Source organism: Streptomyces sp. NPDC003035 (genome assembly GCF_042888285.1).
Taxonomy (GTDB): domain Bacteria; phylum Actinomycetota; class Actinomycetes; order Streptomycetales; family Streptomycetaceae; genus Streptomyces.
This window is the reverse complement of the sequence record NZ_JBIAPJ010000008.1, coordinates 211,097-230,086: the sequence shown is the minus strand read 5'-3', so window position 1 is coordinate 230,086 and position 18,990 is coordinate 211,097. Positions and strand designations below refer to the sequence as shown.

Below are 18,990 nucleotides of genomic sequence, written 5' to 3'. Positions count from 1 at the left end.
GGGGCTCAGGACTTGGGCCCCACGTGCAGATCCATGAGCGCGACGGAGGCCTTGCGGGCGACGGAGATGTTGTACGGGTCGACGCCTCGGGCGGTGGTCGTCCACTCGACACCGACCTTGGTGAGGGTGTCGCCGCACAGCTTCCGGATGTCGTCCGACTTATTGGTGAAGAAGTACCGCGGGTACTCGTACCGCTTGCGCTCACCACCCACGAGCCGAGTGGTCCAGTTGGTGATCCGACACCCGTCGGAGTGGATGAGCCCCCGGATGAACGCCCAGGGGTGCGCGTCGACGATCTCCTGCTGCCAGGGTTCGAGGACGATGCGCCGCTCGTGCTTCCTGCCGGGCCCGTGCTGGGGGAACAGGCACCACAGGTGCTTGGAGTAGATCTTCACCTCCTGGCAGCCCCCCCGCTGCACCTTGGACGCGGAGTTTCCCGGGAAAACGGACTGCATGGCCTCCACGCACGCCACGATGAGGCCGGGCCAGGAATCCGTGCACGTGACGGAGAGGCTGGGCACGCGCATCGCCCGGTTCTGGATGATGTGCCCGTCGCCGAGATAGAGCCCGAGGAGGTAGGCGTACGCAGCTTCGTCCAGCTCGCGACCATCACAGCGAGGGCACTGGGGATTGTGCCTGCCGGGACACTCGCCGCGTTTCGCGCGGTCTACGTGCTTCCAGTAGCTGATCGTGCCCGTGGGGACATTGAGCTTGCGGGCCACGTCCGCGTTCTTGGTCCCGCCTCGGAGCAGGGTGAGCGCCCGCTGGCGTACCTCTGTGCCATGGAAGTTCATGCGACTACTCTGCGCAACGCTTCCTGGCTGCAGGTGGCAAAAAGCGGACATTCACGCGAAGGTGAACGTCCGCTTCGGAACCAGTACCGGGTGCGGGACTCGAACCCGCAAGCCCTCTCGGGCAGAGGTGTTTGAGACCTCCGTGTATACCGTTCCACCAACCCGGCAGGGTGACCGCGTGCAGCATACCGTGTGCGCGCTGGCCAGGCCCACTAGGTAGGCTTCACGGTGCAGCACCACGCCCCGAACGAGGAGCCCCCGTGACCGCCCCCGAGTCGCCCCAGCCCGCCGCCGACGACGTCGACGCGTCGCACGTCCCGCCGCTGACGACCCGCGTCGTCATCGCCGAGGACGAGGCCCTCATCCGCCTCGACCTCAAAGAGATGCTCGAAGAAGAGGGCTACTCGGTCGTCGGCGAGGCCGGCGACGGTGCCCGGGCCGTCGAGCTCGCTCGGGAGCACCGGCCCGACCTGGTCATCCTCGATGTGAAGATGCCCGTCCTGGACGGGATCTCCGCGGCGGAGAAGATCGCGGGGGAGTCCATCGCCCCCGTTCTGATGCTCACCGCCTTCTCGCAGCGCGACCTCGTCGAGCGCGCCCGGGACGCCGGAGCCATGGCGTACCTGGTGAAGCCGTTCAGCAAGAGCGATGTCGTGCCGGCCATCGAGATGGCCGTGTCCCGGTTCGCGGAGCTGCGGGCGCTGGAGAAGGAGGTCGCCGACCTCTCGCAGCGGCTGGAGACGCGGAAGCTGGTGGACCGGGCGAAGAGCATTCTGCAGACGCAGTACGGTCTGACCGAGCCGGCCGCGTTCCGGTGGATCCAGAAGACGTCCATGGACCGTCGTATGTCGATGCAGCAGGTCGCGGAGGCGGTCATCGAGGACGCCGAGGAGAAGAAGGCGGCGAAGGGCGGCCAGTAGCCCCGGCGCCGGCGCAGTACAGGAGAAGGCCCGCCCCACATCCTTGTGGGGCGGGCCTTCTGCTTGTGGTGCGGCGGTCTACTCCTCGCCGAGGTACGTCTTGCGGACGTCGTCGTTGTGGAGCAGGTCCTGGCCGGTGCCGGAGAGCTTGACGGAGCCGACCTCCAGGACGTAGCCGTAGTCCGCGAGGGAGAGCGCGGCCTGGGCGTTCTGCTCGATGAGCAGGATGGTCATGCCCTCGGCCTTGAGGGTGGCGATGGTTTCCATGATCTTCTGCATCATGATCGGGGAGAGGCCCATGGAGGGCTCGTCGAGCATGAGCAGCTTGGGCTGGGACATCAGGGCGCGGCCCATGGCCAGCATCTGCTGTTCACCGCCGGAGAGGGTGCCGGCGGCCTGCTTGCGACGTTCGCCCAGGATGGGGAAGAGGTCGTAGGCGCGCTGGACGTCTCGCTCGATGCCGTCCTTGTCCTTGCGGAGGAAGGCGCCGAGCTGGAGGTTTTCGGCGATGGTCAGCTTGGGGAAGATGTGCCGGCCCTCGGGGGAGTGGGCCATGCCGAGGGAGACGACCTTGTGGGCGGGGATGCCGTTGAGCACCTGGCCGTCGAAGGTGATCTTTCCGCTGGCGGGCTTGATGAGGCCGGAGAGGGTGCGGAGGGTGGTGGTCTTGCCGGCGCCGTTGGTGCCGATGAGGGTGACGACCTGTCCGGCCTCGACGGTGAAGGAGATGCCCTTGACGGCCTCGATCTTGCCGTAGGCGACCCTGAGGTCCTCGACCTCGAGAAGTGCGGTCACTTGGAGTCTCCTTCGGTGGTGCTGTCCGCGTCCTCGGAGGCGGGTTCCGGGGCGTCGGCCTCGGGGGCGTCCGTGGCCTCGGGGGCCTCGGTGGCCTCGTCAGCCTCGGCCTCAGGCTCGGCCTCAGGCTCGGCCTCAGCCTCGTCCTCGGCCTCCGCCTCCGCGGCCTCCTCCGCGTGTGCCTCCGCCGCCTCGACCTCGGCGACCTCCTCCGCGCCCGGCGCGCCCTCGAACGGCGTGCCGAGGTACGCGGCGACGACACGCTCGTCGCCCTGGACGACGTCGGAGGTGCCCTCGACGAGCTTCTCGCCCTGGACGAGCACGGCGACGCGGTCGCACAGGTTGAAGATGAACTTCATGTCGTGCTCGATGACCAGGACGGCGATGCCCTTGTCGCGGATGGCGAAGACGAGTTCCTCGGTGGTGCGGGTCTCGTTCTGGTTCATGCCGGCCGTCGGCTCGTCGAGGAGCAGCAGGCCGGGGTCGCTCGCCAGTGCGCGGGCGATCTCCAGCTTGCGCTGTTCGCCGTAGGGCAGGTTGCGGGCGAGGTGCTCGGCCTTGTTCGCCAGGCCGACGAACTCCAGCAGCTCCATGGCGCGTTCGCGGGAGGCGACTTCGGCCTTCTTGAAGCCGGGGCCGCGCAGGAGCGCGGACCAGAGGCCCTCCTTGGTCCGGGTGTGGCGTCCGACGAGGACGTTCTCCAGGACCGTCATGTTGGAGAAGAGGCGGATGTTCTGGAAGGTGCGGGCGATGCCGGCCTTGGTGACCAGGTGCGGCTTGGGCGGCAGCACGGTGCCCTTGTAGCTGACCTGTCCCTCGGTGGGGACGTACAGACCGGTCAGGCAGTTGAAGAAGGTGGTCTTGCCGGCGCCGTTGGGGCCGATGAGGCCGACGATCTCGCCCTCGCGGACGGTGAGGTTCACTCCGCGTACGGCGGTGAGTCCGCCGAAGCGCATGGTGACACCGCTGGCGTCGAGGACGGTGGCGGCCGTGGCCGTCGTGGTGGTGGTCGTCGTCATGGCGTTCACGCACCCGCCTTCGAGGTTCCGACGATGGGGTCGGCGGCGGGCCGCTGGTCCGGTACGTCGGGTGTGTCAGCTTTCTCGTCGTGCTCGTGGTACTCGAGCTGCGCGCGCCGGTTGGGGATGAGGCCCTCCGGGCGGAAGCGCATCAGCAGGATGAGCGCGAGGCCGAACGCGAGGAGCTGGTAGTCCTTGAGGAAGGCCAGCTTCTCGGGGATGAGGAAGAGCAGCGCCGCGCCGAGGAGCGGGCCGCGGATGGTGCCCATGCCGCCGAGGATGACGGCCGCGAGGAGGAACGCGGAGTTCGGGGCGACGGGGCCGGCGAACACGTACATCTCGGGGAGGACCGTGCCCTGGAAGTGGGCCTGGACGGTGCCGGCGACGCCGGCGAGGGTGGCGCCGAGGGCGAAGGCGATGAGCTTGACCCGGAAGCCGTTGATGCCCATGGCGGTGGCGGCGGTCTCGTCCTCGCGGATGGCGACCCAGGCGCGGCCGATGCGGGAGTCCTGTGCCCGGCTGAAGACCAGGACGACGAAGACCATGACGAGGAGCATCAGCAGGTAGTAGTTGGCGTAACTGCCGAGTTCCACGCCGAGGATGGTGTGGGTCTCGCCGAAGTCGTAGCCGAAGATGTTCAGCGCCGGGATGTTCGGGATGCCGTTGGGGCCGTTGGTGATCTGGGGTCCGTTGTCGCCGTCCATGTTGTTGACGGTGATGCGGAAGATCTCGCCGAAGCCGAGCGTCACGATGGCGAGGTAGTCGCCGTGGAGTCGCAGGGTCGGTGCGCCGATGATGACGCCGAAGATCAGTGAGGCGATGGCGCCGATGATCATGGCGACCCAGAACGGGAGCTGGATGTCGAGCGCGGAGGCGGTGGATCCGGAGACGAGGGCGGCCGTGTAGGCGCCGACGCCGAGGAAGGCGACGTATCCGAGGTCGAGCAGTCCGGCGAGGCCGACGACGATGTTCAGTCCGAGGGCGACCGTGGCGAAGATGAGGATCTGCACGGCGATCACGGTGAACGTGTCGGTGGTCTGGGTGAAGGGGAAGACGGCCGCGGCGGCGAAGGCCGCGACGGCGGCGACCTGCTTGTTCTTCGACGCGATGGCCGAGATACGGCTCATGAGGCCGGACTTGTTGAGCGCGCCGGCGCCGAAGCCCGCGAGGAGCAGGTAGCCGATGAAGAGTTCGGGGTACTCGGTGGAGATGCCGTACGTGACGGCGTACATGCCGAGGGCGAAGGCGGCGACGATGATCAGGATCTCGGCCCAGGAGGGGATCTCCTTGGGCTTGGCCGGCTTGCGGGTGTCGTCCTTGAGCGCGAACGCGGCGAGCGGGACGAGTGTGGTGACGGCGGCGACGAAGCCGCCGGGCTCCAGGTGGGCCAGGCCGCCGAGCTGTACGGCGATGGCGAGCACGGTGTACCAGGTGGTGCCGAGTGCGCCGAGGGCGAGGAACTGGAGGGCCTTCGTGGAGCCGCCGGGGGTGAGCCAGCGCAGGCCCTTGATGCCGAGTCCGGAGAGGGCGAAGAGCGTCAGCAGGAGGCCGGCGACGAGGGTGAGGACCTGGAGGCCGCCGGGATAGCCGGTGACGGTGAGGTCGCCGGGGAACTCGCTGGTGTAGGTCCAGGCGAGGAAGGTGCTGGCGACGGTGGCGAGGCCGCCGGCCGCGACGATCCAGTGGAGGAGGCCGGGGCGCTGGGCGTCGGTCTTCTCCGGGGCGTCGGCCGGTGCCGGGGTCTTGGTGAGGTCGGTCGTCATCACGATCACGCCCTGTCCGCGACGCGCTGGCCGATGAGGCCTTGTGGTCGGAAGAGGAGCACCAGGATCAGGAGGGAGAAGACCCAGATGTCCTTCCAGGCGCCGCCGCCGAACTGTGCCATCCCGGGGATGTGCTCGACGTAGGCGATGGAGAGCGTTTCGGCGAGGCCGAGCACGACGCCGCCGATCATGGCGCCGTAGATGTTGCCGATGCCTCCGAGGACGGCGGCGGTGAACGCCTTGAGACCGAGCAGGAAGCCCATCTCGAACCGGATCTGGCCCTTGTCGAGGCCCTCGGCGACCGCGGCGACCGCGGCGAACGCGGCGCCGATGGCGAAGGCCATGACGATGATGCGGTCGGTGTTGATGCCCATCAGCTTCGCGGTGTCGGGGTCCTGCGCCGTGGCCTGCATGGCGCGGCCGCTGCGGCTCTTGGAGACGAAGAGGCCGAGGGCGAGCATGCACGCCGGGGCGGCGACGAGGACGAACGCGTCGGCGCGGGAGATCGCCAGGTCGTTGAAGATCTGGAAGCTGTCGCCCTTGAACTCGGGGAAGCTGACCGGGCTCTTGGCTCCGGGGTAGAAGCCCCAGACGAGCTGCTGGAGCACGATCGACAGGCCGATCGCCGTGATGAGGGGGGCGAGGCGCGGGGCGCCGCGCAGGGGCCGGTAGGCGAAGCGTTCGGCAGCGGTGGCGACGGCCACGGAGACCACCGCGCCGCCTATCAGCATCACGGGTATCGCGATCACGAGGGCGGTGCCCTCGGGCAGGATCGTGTACGCCGTGAGGGCGCCGAAGCCCCCGATCATGAAGATCTCGCCATGGGCGAAGTTGATGAGCTGGACGATGCCGTAGACCATCGTGTAACCGATGGCGATGAGGCCGTAAAGGGCCCCCAGGGCAAGGCCGTCGGCCAGCTGTTGCGGCAGTTCGTTCACCGCAGGGCCTCCGATGAGCGTGTCGGATATGACACCGCGCGAGGGCGCTGTTTGCGCCCTCGCGCGGCTTGGTTCAGGTGGTGCGTGTGCGGGGCAGTGCGGGTGTCAGTCCTTGAAGGTCTCGGACTTGACGTCGACCCAGGCGCCGTTCTTGACCTGGTAGACGGTGAGCTGCTTGTTCGTGGTGTCGCCGTACTGGTCGAAGGAGACCTTGCCGGTCACACCCTCGAAGGAGACCTTGGCCATGGCCTCGGTGACCTTGGCGCGGGCGTCGTCGGGCAGCTTGCCGTCGTTGGCGGCGACGACGGCCTTGACGGCCTGGATGATGGACCAGGCGGCGTCGTAGGAGTAGCCGCCGTAGGCCGCGTACGGGTCCTTGTAGCCGGCCGCGTTGTAGTCGGCGATGAACTTCTTGGCGGTCGGGAGCTTCTCGACGGGGAAGCCGACCGAGGTGGCCAGGTCACCGTCGTTGGCCTCGCCGGAGGCCTTGATGAACTGCGGGTCGTAGATGCCGTCGCCGCCCATGGTGGGGATCTTGGCGCCGGTCTTCTTGACCTGGTCGGAGAGCAGGCCGCCCTCGGGGTACTGGCCGCCGAAGTAGACGGAGTCGGCGCCGGAGCCCTTGATCTTGTTGGCGGTGGAGGAGAAGTCGGTCTCCTTCACGGTGACGGAGTCGGTGCCGACGACGGTGCCGCCCAGGCGCTTGAACTCCTCGGCGAAGATCGCGGCGAGGCCGGCGCCGTAGGTCTGCTTGTCGTTGACGACGAAGACCTTCTTCTTGCCGGCGTCCTTGAAGAGGTAGTTCGCGGCGAACTTGCCCTGGACGACGTCCGTGGTGGCGGTACGGAAGTAGGTCTTGAAGGGGCGCTTGAACTCGCCCTTGCCCCAGTTGTCGCCCTGCGAGAGCGAGGGGTTCGTGTTGGCCGGGGAGACCTGGGTCAGGTTGGCCTTGTCGAAGTCCGCCTGCATGGACTGGGAGACGCCGGAGTTCAGCGGGCCGACGACGCCGAGGACGTCCTTGATGCCGACGAGCTTGGTGGCGTTGGCCTTGCCGGTGGCCGGGACGGCCTGGTCGTCGAGGGCCTCGATCTTGAAGGTGACGCCCGGGACTTCTTTGTTCTTGTTGGCGGTCTGGACCGCCAGGTCCACGGAGTTCTTGATGCCCTGGCCCAGCGCGGAGAGCGAACCGGTGAGCGGCGCGTCGACGCCGATGACGACGGTGGTGCCGCCGCTCGTGTTGTCGCTGCCACCCTTGTCGTCGCGCGAACCGCAGGCGGTGAGCGTGAGTGCTCCCGTGGTGATCACGGTGGTGAGGATGAGCAAGGAACGGTGTCGCACGATGAATCCTTTCCCTGGCGCGGCCCCCTCGAGCTGAGGCGGTGCCGTGAAGCGTGAAGCTTGAGGTGCCGTTGGTGAATGCCGGGCCGTACTGGGGATGACTGGGTGGTGCAGGCCGTGCAGCTGACGCGCCCGGCGGCGCGGTGACTGGCGGTGACTCTAAGCGCAGGTGGGGGAGGTGGGGAGCGGGGAGGTCAGGATGTGACTGTCTTGTTATCGCGAGGGGGAGAGGAGGTGGACATGGGGTGGGCAAATCGGGGCATTAGGGTCAGCAACGTCGTGTTCACATAGTGAGAACGTGCAGTTCCGCTAAGGGGCTTGAGCAGATCTTGCTCCTGTCGGACCGCTTCTGTCGGTATCCGGATATCGGACACTCACTCAAACGTCAGCGGACGGAACGCTGAGTGTGCCGGTCTGCTTGTCGCGGGTCCGTGTCACGGAGCGTTACGAGCGGTCCTGGTGCGGAGGGTCCAGTTCTCCGAGCTGCCGGTCGCGCCGTTCGCCGACGCGCACCGTCTTCGCGTCTCCCGGTCGGTGAAGGCCTCCGCGGCCTCGCGGCCCTCGGAGCGCTCCTCGGCGCGCGCGCTCGCGAGGACCTCGTCGTGGATCGTCAACTGCTCGTTCGAGAGCCCCTTCTGCTCCCAGTCGAGTCCGGCCCACCTGCTCCCCGCGAGCGCTTCCTTCACCCAGTAGGCGACGAGGTCGGTGCAGATGTCCACCGCCGTCCTGACCTGCGGCGGAGCCGGTTCGGGGCGGTCGCCCGAGCAGCCCGGCAGGGTGGCCAGAGCGCCGACGGCCAGGACCGCGGCGAGCGCGGCCCCGGCCGGAGCGTACGGCGGGAAGCCCATGCCCGGGACGCTAGGGGATCGCGTGCGCGGGCACAACAGCACTTCCGGCGACGGAAGTTGAGAAGGGCTGTGGCGGGGGAGCGGCTACGGAAGCTGCACGAACGGCGCGAGGAAGGAGCGGGCGCCGGGGGCGTCGAGCCGGTACACCACGTTCGTGGCGTAGCAGGGCGCGTCACCCGTGATCGTGGTGGCGACCAGGGTCCGCCGGCCGTCCAGCGTGGCGAAGTTCGGTCCGCCCGAATCGCCGTAACAGGCACCGCCGTTGCCCTGCGGCGCGGTCATGGCGAGCCGGATCCACGCGTCGTTGAGCGCGTTGAACGTGACCGGCGCCTTGAGCCGGACGCCGCCGCCCGGGTGGGTGTGGCCCCCCGGTCCGCGGCGCGCCTCCTGGGTGCCGTACCCGGCGACGACGAAGGAGGTGTCGTTCAGTCCCTGCGAGCCGAGCGCGGAGAGGGCGCCCGCCCGGGGGAGGGTGGCGGGCGTGAACGACCAGCGCTTCTTCATCGCGGCGCCGGGCAGCTCGATCACGGAGATGTCGTGGGTGTCGGAGGCGGGCCCGGGGTACGCCGGGTGGTTGTGCGCGGTGCCCTCGACGGCCACGGCCTTCGCCACGGCGGCCGGGTCGCCCGGGTGCTCGGCGGCGGCCTTGTCCAGGCCGGCCTGCACGTCCTGGTCCAGCGAGACGTGGAACCGTACGTTCTCCGGCCAGTCGGTGGTGCAGTGCGCGGCGGTCAGGAAGGTGTCGGCGTCGATCATGGTGCCGGAGCAGACCCAGTCGACCCGGTCGGGCGTGCCCGGGTCACCGTCGTCGTCCCAGGTCGCGACCAGCGCGCCGACCTCGGTGCGCTCGGGTGCGGGGGTCGCGTTGTACGAGTTGATCGCTGCGGACGGGATCGCGGTGGCGAGAACGGCAGCGCAGGCCGCGGCGGTGAGTGCGGTCGCCACGGTCGTGGTGCGTACGGCGGTCACGAAGAACCCCTCGGTGTGTGAGTGGAACGGGTGTTCTCCTGTGGGGGAGGCTCGCCAGTGAAGCGGGTGCGGGTCGCCAGGGCAAGAGGGTCTCGGGTGGCAGGTGTTGAGAGACGTGGCCCGTGGATCCGGCGGCGGCCGGGGGCGCGTCGTCCGTCGGGCCCGGCCGGGGCGGTGGGAGCCTGCCTGATCTGGCTCGGGCGTCCGGAGGCCGTTGGGAGGCGGTCCGGAGGCCGTTCAGAGGCAGTCCGGAGTCCGTCCGGAGGCCGTCCGGAGGCCGTCCGGAGGCTGGGATCGGGGTCCTGGGAGCGCGTCCGGAAGCCGATGTTCCGTCTCCGGAGACCGGTATTCGCCGCCTTGAGTCCGGGCTTACGCCCGAGCCGGGGATTCGGGGCCGGATCGACGCCCGATCCGGGGGTCCGCGCCTCGGCTCGGAGGTCCGCGCGCGGGGCCCGATGGTGACTGTGCGTCGCGGTGGCCGGCGTCTCGGGCCCGTGGGTCCGCGACGGAGCGCGGTCCGGGAGGTCGCGCGGCCTGGGGCATCGCCCGGTCCCGGAGATCGCGCGGTCCGGGACGAGGTTCCGTCCCGGACCGGGAGGTGCGTGGAGGCCGGCGGCCTGCGTCAGGCGGTGTCGCCGCCGACCACGCTCGCGCCCGGGACGTTGCCCACGTCCTTGGCGGTGACGTCACGGAGCATGCAGGTCAGGCGTGCCGAGCAGACCCGCTTGCCCTGCTCGTCGGTGATCACGATCTCGTACGTCGCTGTGGAGCGTCCGCGGTGGACGGGCGTCGCGACGCCCGTCACGAGGCCGCTGCGCGCCCCTCGGTGGTGGGTGCAGTTCAGGTCCACGCCGACGGCGATCTTGGAGACTCCGCCGTGCAGCATCGAGCCGATCGAACCGAGCGTCTCGGCGAGGACAGCGGAGGCGCCGCCGTGCAGCAGACCGTACGGCTGGGTGTTGCCCTCCACCGGCATCGTGCCGACGACCTTCTCCGCCGAGGCTTCGACGATCTGCACGCCCATGCGGTTGCCGAGGTGCCCGGCCGAGAAGAGCGCGGGAAGGTCGACCCCGAGTGCGGCGTACTCGTCGATGACCTCCTGCGGGAACTTCACGTGCTGCTGCTCGCCCATCGGCCGGCTCCGTTCGTCTTCGTACGGCTGCTGATCCTGATCCGCCTGAGCAAACGCTTAGGCGGGCTGTGATTGTTCCAGACGCACGATGACCGACTTGCTGGCGGGGGTGTTGCTGATGTCCGCCGTGGACTCCAGGGGCACCAGGACGTTCGTCTCCGGGTAGTACGCCGCCGCGCAGCCCCGGGCCGTCGGATAGTGGACCACCCGGAACCCGGGCGCCCGCCGCTCGCTGCCGTCCTTCCACTCGCTGACCAGATCGGTGTACGCCCCGTCCGGCAGCCCGAGGGCCTTCGCGTCCTCGGGGTGGACGAGGACGACCCGGCGGCCGCCCTTGATGCCGCGGTAGCGGTCGTCGAGGCCGTAGATCGTGGTGTTGTACTGGTCGTGCGAGCGCAGGGTCTGCAGCAGCAGCCGGCCCTCGGGAACCGTCGGGTACTCGACGGGCGCGGCGGTGAAGTTGGCCTTGCCGGTGGTCGTGGGGAAGCGACGCTCGTCGCGCGGGGCGTGCGGGAGCGCGAAGCCGCCCGGGTTCGCGGCGAGGCGGGCGTTGAAGTCCTGGAAACCGGGCACCACGCGCGCGATGCGGTCGCGGATCGTGGCGTAGTCCTGCTCGAACTCCTCCCACGGGGTGGTGGAGGCGGCGCCGAGCACGGCCCGGGCCATCCGGGCCACGATCGCCGGCTCGGAGAGCAGGTGCGGGCTCGCGGGCGGGAGATTGCCGCGTGAGGCGTGCACGAGGCCCATCGAGTCCTCGACGGTCACGAACTGCTTGCCCGTCGCCTGGACGTCCTTGTCGGTGCGGCCGAGCGTCGGGAGGATCAGCGCGCGCGTGCCGGTGACCACGTGCGAGCGGTTCAGCTTGGTGGAGACGTGGACCGTCAGCCGGGCCCGGCGCATCGCGGCCTCGGTGACCTCCGTGTCGGGCGTGGCTCCGACGAAGTTGCCACCCATGGCGAAGAAGACCTTCGCCTCGCCGTCGCGCAGCGCCTGGATGGAGCGGACCACGTCGAAGCCGTGGTGACGCGGCGAGACGATCCCGAACTCCTTGTCCAGAGCGTCCAGGAAGGCGGGCGCGGGCCGCTCGAAGATGCCCATCGTGCGGTCGCCCTGCACGTTCGAGTGGCCGCGGACCGGACAGACGCCGGCGCCCGGCCGGCCGATGTTGCCGCGCAGGAGAAGGAAGTTGACCACTTCGCGGATGGTCGGCACGGAGTGCTTGTGCTGGGTGAGGCCCATCGCCCAGCAGACGATGGTGCGCTCGGAGGCGAGGACCATCTCCAGGGCGCGCTCGATCTCGGCGCGGGTCAGGCCCGTCGCGGCGAGGGTCTCGTCCCAGTCGGCTGCCTTGGCGGCCGCGGCGAACTCCTCGTACCCGTGCGTGTGCTCCCGTGCGAACTCCTCGTCGACCGCGCCCCGCGTCTCGAGGATCAGCTTGTTGAGGAGGCGGAAGAGCGCCTGGTCGCCGCCGATGCGGATCTGGAGGAAGAGGTCGTTGAGCGCGGCGCCCTTGACCATGCCCTGCGGGGTCTGCGGGTTCTTGAACCGCTCCATGCCGGCCTCGGGCAGCGGGTTCACCGAGATGATCCTCGCGCCCGCGGCCTTGGCCTTCTCCAGGGCGGACAGCATCCGGGGGTGGTTCGTGCCCGGGTTCTGTCCGGCGACGACGATCAGGTCCGCCTGGTGCAGATCCTCCAGCGAGACGCTGCCCTTGCCGATCCCGATCGTCTCGTTGAGGGCGGAGCCGGAGGACTCGTGGCACATGTTGGAGCAGTCCGGCAGGTTGTTCGTGCCGAACTCGCGAGCGAAGAGCTGCAGCAGGAACGCGGCCTCGTTGCTGGTCCGTCCCGAGGTGTAGAAGAGCGCCTCGTCGGGGGAGGAGAGGGCGGTCAGCTCCTCGGCGATGATCGAGAACGCCCGCTCCCAGCTCACCGCCTCGTACCGCTCCGCGCCCTCGGAGAGGAGCATGGGATGGGTGATCCGGCCCTGCTGCCCCAGCCAGTACCCGCTGCGGGTCGCCAGGTCCGCCACCGGATGCGCGGCGAAGAAGTCGGGCGTGACCCGGCGCAGCGTCGCCTCCTCGGCGACGGCCTTCGCCCCGTTCTCGCAGAACTCCGCCACGTGCCGCTTGTCGGCCTCCGGCCAGGCGCAGCCCGGGCAGTCGAAGCCGTCCTTCTGATTGACCTTGAGCAGGGTCCGCGCGGTGCGCCGCACCCCCATCTGCGCCTGGGCGATCTTGAGGCTCTGCGCGACGGCGGGGAGTCCGGCGGCCGCGTGCTGGGGCGGCGCGACCTGCGGTGCGTCCTGGACCGGGTCGCCTGCGGGGGGCTTGCTGACCATCGCGCTCTCCCTTGAGCGGTCATCCTGTCTCGTACGTCTCCGATCCTGTCACGCCCCGCGGACAGTCCGTGCCCGTCGGCCGCCGAGGGCGGGAATGTCAGTGGTCCGTGGCAGGATCGTCCCCGTGGCTGAGACAGCATCGAAGAAGACCCAAGACAACCGTCCGCGCCTGCTCCTCATGGACGGGCACTCACTGGCGTACCGGGCGTTCTTCGCGCTGCCTGCGGAGAACTTCACCACCGCGACCGGTCAGCCGACGAACGCCATCTACGGCTTCGCGTCGATGCTGGCGAACACGCTCCGCGACGAGGCGCCCACGCACTTCGCCGTCGCGTTCGACGTGTCCCGCAAGACCTGGCGCTCCGCGGAGTTCCCGGAGTACAAGGCGAACCGCTCGAAGACCCCGGACGAGTTCAAGGGGCAGGTGGAGCTGATCGGCGAGCTGCTGGACGCGATGCACGCGCAGCGGTTCGCGATCGACGGCTTCGAGGCCGACGACGTCATCGCCACGCTCGCGACCCAGGCCGAGGCCGAGGGCTTCGAGGTCCTGATCGTCACCGGCGACCGTGACTCCTTCCAGCTGATCACGGACAACGTGACCGTGCTGTACCCGACCAAGGGCGTCTCCGAGCTGACGCGCTTCACGCCCGAGAAGGTCGAGGAGAAGTACGGCCTCACCCCGCAGCAGTACCCGGACTTCGCCGCGCTGCGCGGCGACCCGTCGGACAATCTGCCGGGCATCCCCGGCGTCGGCGAGAAGACCGCGGCGAAGTGGATCAACCAGTTCGGTTCGTTCGCCTCGCTGGTGGAGCGTGCCGAGGAGGTCAAGGGCAAGGCCGGGCAGAACCTCCGCGACCACCTGGAAGCGGTCAAGCTCAACCGCGTCCTCACCGAGATGGTGCGGGACGTCGAGCTGCCGAGGACGGTCCAGGACCTGGAGCGTGTGCCGTACGACCGCACGGCCGTCGCGCTCGTCCTCGACACCCTGGAGATCCGCAACCCCTCGCTGCGCGAGCGGCTGCTCGCCGTGGACCCGGGCGCCGCTGAGGAGCAGGCCCCCGCGCCCGCCGCGGGCGTGGCACTGGACGGCACCGTCCTCGGCGCCGGTGAGCTCGGGCCCTGGCTCGCCGAGCACGCCGGCAAGGCGCTGGGCATGGCCACGGTCGACAGCTGGGCCCTGGGCACGGGCAATGTCAGCGAGGTCGCGCTGGCCGCCGCCGACGGCGCCGCCGCCTGGTTCGACACCACCCAGCTCGACGAGGCCGACGAGCAGGCCTTCGCCGCCTGGATCGCGGACCCGGAGCGGCCCAAGGTCCTGCACAACGCCAAGGGCGCGCTGCGGGTCTTTCCCGAGCACGGCTGGAGCGTCGCCGGCGTCACCATGGACACCGCGCTCGCCGCCTATCTGGTCAAGCCGGGTCGCCGCTCCTTCGCGCTCGACGCGCTGTCCGTCGAGTACCTCGGCCGGGAGCTCGCCCCGGCGGCCACCGCCGACGGACAGCTCGCCTTCGGCGCCGACGACACCGCGGAGGCCGAGGCCCTGATGAGCCAGGCCCGGGCCGTGCTCGACCTCGGGGTCGCCTTCGAGGAGAAGCTCGGTGAGGTGGGCGCCCGCGAGCTCCTGCACGAGGTGGAGCTGCCGACGTCCGTGCTTCTCGCTCGTCTCGAGCGGCACGGCATCGCCGCCGACCGGGCCCATCTGGAGGCCATGGAGCAGCAGTTCGCCGGCGCCGTGCAGCAGGCGGTGAAGGAGGCGCACGCCTCGGTGGGCCACGAGTTCAACCTCGGTTCGCCCAAGCAGCTCCAGGAGGTGTTCTTCGGCGAGCTGAACCTGCCGAAGACGAAGAAGACGAAGACCGGGTACACGACGGACGCGGACGCGCTGGCATGGCTGGCTGCCCAGACCGAGCACGAGCTGCCGGTGATCATGCTTCGCCACCGTGAGCAGGCGCGGCTGCGCTCCACGGTCGAGGGTCTGATCAAGACGATCGCCGCCGACGGCCGCATCCACACCACCTTCAGCCAGACGGTGGCCGCGACCGGACGGCTGTCGTCCACCGACCCGAACCTGCAGAACGTGCCGGTGCGCACCGACGAGGGACGGGCGATCCGGCACGGCTTCGTCGTCGGCGAGGGCTTCGAGGCCCTGATGACGGCGGACTACAGCCAGATCGAGCTGCGGGTGATGGCCCACCTCTCCGAGGACGAGGGCCTCATCGAGGCATTCACCTCGGGAGAGGACCTGCACACCACGGTCGCCTCCCAGGTGTTCGGCGTCGAGCGGTCCGCGGTCGACGCGGAGATGCGGCGCAAGATCAAGGCCATGTCGTACGGCCTGGCGTACGGGCTGTCGGCCTTCGGTCTCTCCCAGCAGCTGAACATCGAGGCGCGCGAGGCGAATGCCCTGATGGACACGTACTTCGAGCGCTTCGGCGGAGTGCGCGAGTATCTGCGCCGGGTCGTGGACGAGGCGCGCGCCACGGGCTACACCGAGACGATGCTGGGCCGCCGCCGGTACCTCCCGGACCTGAACAGCGACAACCGCCAGCGCCGCGAGGCCGCCGAGCGGATGGCGCTCAACGCCCCGATCCAGGGCACGGCGGCGGACATCGTGAAGGTCGCGATGCTCAACGTCGACCGGGCGCTGAGGGAGGCGGGTCTCACCTCCCGGATGCTCCTGCAGGTCCACGACGAAATCGTCCTGGAGCTGGCCCCCGGCGAGCGCGAGCAGGTCGAGTCCCTGGTCCGCCGGGAGATGTCCGCGGCGGTCACCCTCCGCGCCCCGCTCGACGTCTCGGTCGGCGTGGGCCCGGACTGGGAGTCCGCGGCGCACTGACATGACGAGGCCCCCACGGCCGCGACCGTGGGGGCCTAGGGGTGTCCCAGCGCGTTCGGCGGCACGGTCAACGGGATCCCGGACGGGAGCGCACCGGCTCCCGATCGCCGGCGTGCGGCGGGGTGGGCGGCGTCGCCCGGGGCGGCGGGGGCGTCCTGCGAAGCCGCATCCCCGCCCCGTACAGCACCAGGCCGACGGCCAGGCCCGCTCCGCCCCCGAAGCAGGCCGTCGGAATGATGTCCAGGGGCGTCTCGATCCGGCCCCAGTACGCGTACCAGCGCAGGCAGCGGTGCACCACTCCGGCCAGGACGCATACGGCGATCAGCCCGCCCGCCAGCCAACGCCCTCGCCTGCCGAGGACCGGTACGGCCGCGGGCGGCGCCAGGTCCCTCGGGGTCGCGCGCAGCGCCCGCGCCGTGAACCACACCAGCAGGACGAGGGCGAGGGCCGAACCCCCGTACTGCAGATAGAGATAGACCGGGAAGCCGGCCACGACCTCGGCGAGGAACGGGATCGTCCGTGTCCCCCAGCGGTCGAGGTGGGTGAATTCGTCCCACACCACATGCGTGGTGGCGCCGAGCGCCGCCGACAGGAAGAACCACGCGGCCAGCGGCCCCCGCCGACGTCCCCGCCAGGAGCGGCCGCGGACGAACTCGTACACCCGCCCCCGCCACCGCTCCGGCAGCAGGGCCACCAGCGGTTCACGCACCATAAGCCACACCGCCACCAGCGCCGCGGTGATCAGCACATCGACGGTCACGATCCCCGGCACGGAGTGCGTGACGTCCCCGAAGACCATCGCGTCCGGGATCGCCGTGGCCGCGAAGTAGGTCATGTCGGGCGAGAACGAGCCCGCCACGAGCGCGGAGGCGATCAGCGGACCGCGTGCGGTGCCGTCGCGGCGGATGCCCGGCAGCACCGCGGCGGCATGGCTCAGCGTGAACGGCATCGGAGCATCCCCCTCAGGATCCATGGCGACCGCCGGACCTCCCCTGCGGCCGGCGCTCGACGATCACGCCCAGTATGCGGGAGCGGATGTGGAGGAGCGGATGTGCGGGACGGCGGGCGGCCAAGAGGTGACGAAAGCGTGAAAGACGGTCAGGGCTCGGTGTTCCCGGGCCCGTCGGTGTCATAGGGTCTCCTGAGTCCACGCGCGGGGAGCGCGGTCCAGTCGAGGGGGAGGGACCATACGTATGGCAGCGCAATTCGGCCGCCGGCTGCGCAGGGGAGCCACCAGTGGTGCCGTCGTGGCCGCGGCGGTGGCGGCGCTGGCCGCTTCCCAGGCGCCCGGAGTGACCCCGCCGCCCTCGGACAACGCGAGCGGTGACCGGCCCGTCGGCGCCGGAGAGACACCGGCGTCCCCCGACGGCACGGCGACCGGCGACTCCCCGTACTACACCGATCTGCCGCCGCTGAACACGCCCAACAAGCCCGGCACCTCCATAGACCTGCCCGTCATCACCGGTCCCGCGGAGGCGGGCATCCCCGCGTCCGTGCTCGCCGCCTACAAGCGGGCGGAGCAGTCGATACGGTCCAGCGACCCCGGGTGCAACCTCCCGTGGCAGCTGCTCGCCGGCATCGGCAAGGTCGAGTCCGGGCAGGCGCGCGGCGGCAGCGTCGACGCCAACGGCACCACGGTCACGAAGATCCTCGGCCCGGTCCTCAACGGTGTCGGCTTCGCCAACATCTCCGACACCGACGACGGCGCCTTCGACGGCGACGCGACGCACGACCGCGCGGTCGGCCCGATGCAGTTCATCCCCTCCACCTGGGCGACCTGGGGTCAGGACGCCAACGGCGACGGCCGCAAGGACCCCAACAACATCTACGACGCCGCGCAGGCGGCCGGGCTCTACCTCTGCGCCAACAACCGCGACCTCGCGATCAAGGCCGACCTGGACCGGGCGATCCTCAGCTACAACCGCTCGACCGAGTACCTGCACACGGTGCTCTCCTGGTTCGAGTACTACAAGCGGGGCACCCACCAGGTGCCGGACGGCTCCGGTCCGCTGCCGGTGGACCGCAGCGACACACCCCGTACCACCTCGCCCCGGCCGACGCCCACGCCCACGACCACGCCGAAGCCGACCGCCCCGGTCACCCCCGAACCGTCCCCGTCGACGGGCACGCCGCGCCCCAACCCGTCCGAGCCCGGCACCACGGCGCCGAGCAAGCCGCCCGTCGTGCCCGCAGAGGTGCGGGTGGCGCGGATCAAGGACGCCGGCACGGGCACCCTGACCGCCACCGCCGGCGGCGCCTTCGCGAACCGGCCGGCCGTCCTCGCGCTCGACTCCGCGGGCAGGCCGGTCGCGGGTCTCGGTGTGCGGTTCGAGATCTCCGGCTCCACGGGCGCCCATTTCGGCGGTGTGGCGAAGAGCGTGACCGTGACCACCGACGCGGCGGGCAAGGCCGTCGCGCCGACCGTCCGGGCGGGCGAGCAGCAGGGCACGTTCACGGTCCGGGCCACCGTCGTGGGCCGCACCCTGGCGCCCGTCGCGTTCTCCGCGACGGTCACCGAGCGGAAGGCCGACACCCTGGTCCGCGGTGACGCCGCGGAGTTGACCGCCACCGCCGGCGACCGGTTCGCCCACCGTGTCCTGGTGAAGGCCACCCTCGACGGCGCCGCCGCCTCGTCGGTTGCCCTGACCGCCACCCTGATCACCTCGGCGGACGACCCGCGGACGAACACGAAGGGCCCGTACTTCAAGGACGCGGACGGCAACCCGCTGCGCACGCTCACCGGCCTGAAGACGGACGAGAACGGTCTGCTCACGCTTCCCGACCTCTACGCGGACGGCGAGGCCGGCACCTTCCTGCTGCGTCTGACCGCGCCCGGAGGCGGCACCGTCACCATCGAGCTCAAGGTCACCGCCCCGGCCCCCGAGCCGACGCCGACCCCGACGCCCACCCCGTCGCCCAGCGGCTCGACCGAGGCCACGCCGACCCCCTGACCGCCGCACCCGACCGGGGTACGCCTCCGTCCTTACGACCCCGGTCCCGTACGCCCCCGCCGCCCCTCCGTCCGCCCGGACGGTGGGGCGGTGCTCTGTGTTCCCCGCCCCTGTGTTCTGAGTGCAACGTGTTCTCATCTCGCAGCCGCATTGCTACGGTGCCCCAGCCCTGACGCCGCATCAGATCGAGCACCGGGAGGCCGACCATGCGCGCCCTCGTAGCCGCCGCCATCGGGCTGGTCCCAGTCCTCCTCGTCATCCTCTTCGTCTCGGTGGTCGACCTGCCGCCCGACGGACCCACGTCCCCCAAGCCCCTCCTCACCGCCGACCCCGGCCCCAAGAAGTAG

The 18,990-nt window shown here is 70.3% G+C and carries 15 protein-coding genes and 1 tRNA gene; 4 read left to right on the top strand and 12 right to left on the bottom strand.

What is annotated here, in order from left to right; translation table 11 throughout:
* Window positions 1–5: 5 nt before the first annotated feature.
* Both ACFYV5_RS25790 and ACFYV5_RS25785 read right to left on the bottom strand, forming a co-directional pair.
* On the bottom strand, window positions 6–794 hold the full coding sequence (locus tag ACFYV5_RS25790) for a helix-turn-helix domain-containing protein (RefSeq protein WP_389172286.1): 789 nt from the start codon (window positions 792–794) through the stop codon (window positions 6–8).
* Between the two features lie 84 nt (window positions 795–878).
* Window positions 879–961: transfer RNA gene (locus ACFYV5_RS25785), tRNA-Leu, on the bottom strand.
* A 93-nt stretch (window positions 962–1,054) separates the two neighbouring features.
* Between ACFYV5_RS25785 and ACFYV5_RS25780 the strand changes: the two genes are divergently transcribed.
* Window positions 1,055–1,714: a response regulator gene (locus ACFYV5_RS25780; RefSeq protein WP_355111230.1), complete on the top strand. Its 660-nt coding sequence runs from the start codon at window positions 1,055–1,057 to the stop codon at window positions 1,712–1,714.
* A gap of 78 nt (window positions 1,715–1,792) precedes the next feature.
* On the opposite strand, the gene ACFYV5_RS25775 is transcribed toward ACFYV5_RS25780, so the two are convergent.
* From ACFYV5_RS25775 to ACFYV5_RS25735, 9 genes are all read right to left on the bottom strand, one after another.
* Window positions 1,793–2,509: an ABC transporter ATP-binding protein gene (locus tag ACFYV5_RS25775; RefSeq protein WP_355111231.1), complete on the bottom strand. Its 717-nt coding sequence runs from the start codon at window positions 2,507–2,509 to the stop codon at window positions 1,793–1,795.
* Window positions 2,506–3,528 carry an ABC transporter ATP-binding protein gene (locus ACFYV5_RS25770; RefSeq protein ID WP_389172579.1) on the bottom strand — a complete coding sequence of 341 codons (1,023 nt, stop codon included), beginning with the start codon at window positions 3,526–3,528 and terminating at the stop codon, window positions 2,506–2,508. The genes ACFYV5_RS25775 and ACFYV5_RS25770 overlap by 4 nt, the downstream gene beginning before the upstream one ends.
* 5 nt (window positions 3,529–3,533) lie before the next feature.
* Window positions 3,534–5,291: a branched-chain amino acid ABC transporter permease gene (locus tag ACFYV5_RS25765; RefSeq protein WP_389172283.1), complete on the bottom strand. Its 1,758-nt coding sequence runs from the start codon at window positions 5,289–5,291 to the stop codon at window positions 3,534–3,536.
* Between the two features lie 5 nt (window positions 5,292–5,296).
* Window positions 5,297–6,229 (bottom strand): branched-chain amino acid ABC transporter permease, encoded by a 933-nt coding sequence (locus ACFYV5_RS25760; protein WP_355111237.1) that lies wholly within the window; start codon window positions 6,227–6,229, stop codon window positions 5,297–5,299.
* A 105-nt stretch (window positions 6,230–6,334) separates the two neighbouring features.
* A complete protein-coding gene (locus ACFYV5_RS25755) occupies window positions 6,335–7,567 on the bottom strand; it encodes a branched-chain amino acid ABC transporter substrate-binding protein (protein ID WP_355111238.1) in 1,233 nt (410 codons plus the stop codon).
* Window positions 7,568–8,001: 434 nt separating this feature from the next.
* Window positions 8,002–8,415, bottom strand: a complete 414-nt coding sequence (locus tag ACFYV5_RS25750; protein WP_389172280.1) for a hypothetical protein — start codon at window positions 8,413–8,415, stop codon at window positions 8,002–8,004.
* An 84-nt stretch (window positions 8,416–8,499) separates the two neighbouring features.
* Window positions 8,500–9,384: a trypsin-like serine protease gene (locus tag ACFYV5_RS25745; protein WP_355111242.1), complete on the bottom strand. Its 885-nt coding sequence runs from the start codon at window positions 9,382–9,384 to the stop codon at window positions 8,500–8,502.
* 622 nt (window positions 9,385–10,006) lie between these two features.
* Window positions 10,007–10,516, bottom strand: a complete 510-nt coding sequence (locus ACFYV5_RS25740) for a PaaI family thioesterase (RefSeq protein WP_389172278.1) — start codon at window positions 10,514–10,516, stop codon at window positions 10,007–10,009.
* A gap of 57 nt (window positions 10,517–10,573) precedes the next feature.
* Window positions 10,574–12,856, bottom strand: a complete 2,283-nt coding sequence (locus tag ACFYV5_RS25735; protein ID WP_389172276.1) for an FdhF/YdeP family oxidoreductase — start codon at window positions 12,854–12,856, stop codon at window positions 10,574–10,576.
* Window positions 12,857–12,980: 124 nt separating this feature from the next.
* Between ACFYV5_RS25735 and polA the strand changes: the two genes are divergently transcribed.
* Window positions 12,981–15,692 carry a DNA polymerase I gene (gene polA, locus ACFYV5_RS25730; RefSeq protein ID WP_389172274.1) on the top strand — a complete coding sequence of 904 codons (2,712 nt, stop codon included), beginning with the start codon at window positions 12,981–12,983 and terminating at the stop codon, window positions 15,690–15,692.
* A gap of 67 nt (window positions 15,693–15,759) precedes the next feature.
* Here the strand turns inward: polA and ACFYV5_RS25725 are convergent, their stop codons facing one another.
* The gene (locus ACFYV5_RS25725) at window positions 15,760–16,641 is read right to left on the bottom strand and encodes a DUF4184 family protein (RefSeq protein WP_389172272.1); all 882 of its coding nucleotides are present in this window, start codon (window positions 16,639–16,641) and stop codon (window positions 15,760–15,762) included.
* A gap of 244 nt (window positions 16,642–16,885) precedes the next feature.
* On the opposite strand from ACFYV5_RS25725, the gene ACFYV5_RS25720 reads away from it, so the two are divergent.
* Both ACFYV5_RS25720 and ACFYV5_RS25715 read left to right on the top strand, forming a co-directional pair.
* Entirely contained in the window at window positions 16,886–18,643 is a 1,758-nt protein-coding gene (locus ACFYV5_RS25720; protein WP_389172270.1) for a lytic transglycosylase domain-containing protein, read from the top strand.
* A 206-nt stretch (window positions 18,644–18,849) separates the two neighbouring features.
* Complete coding sequence (locus ACFYV5_RS25715; RefSeq protein WP_389172268.1) at window positions 18,850–18,990, top strand: SPW_0924 family protein; 141 nt, start codon at window positions 18,850–18,852, stop codon at window positions 18,988–18,990.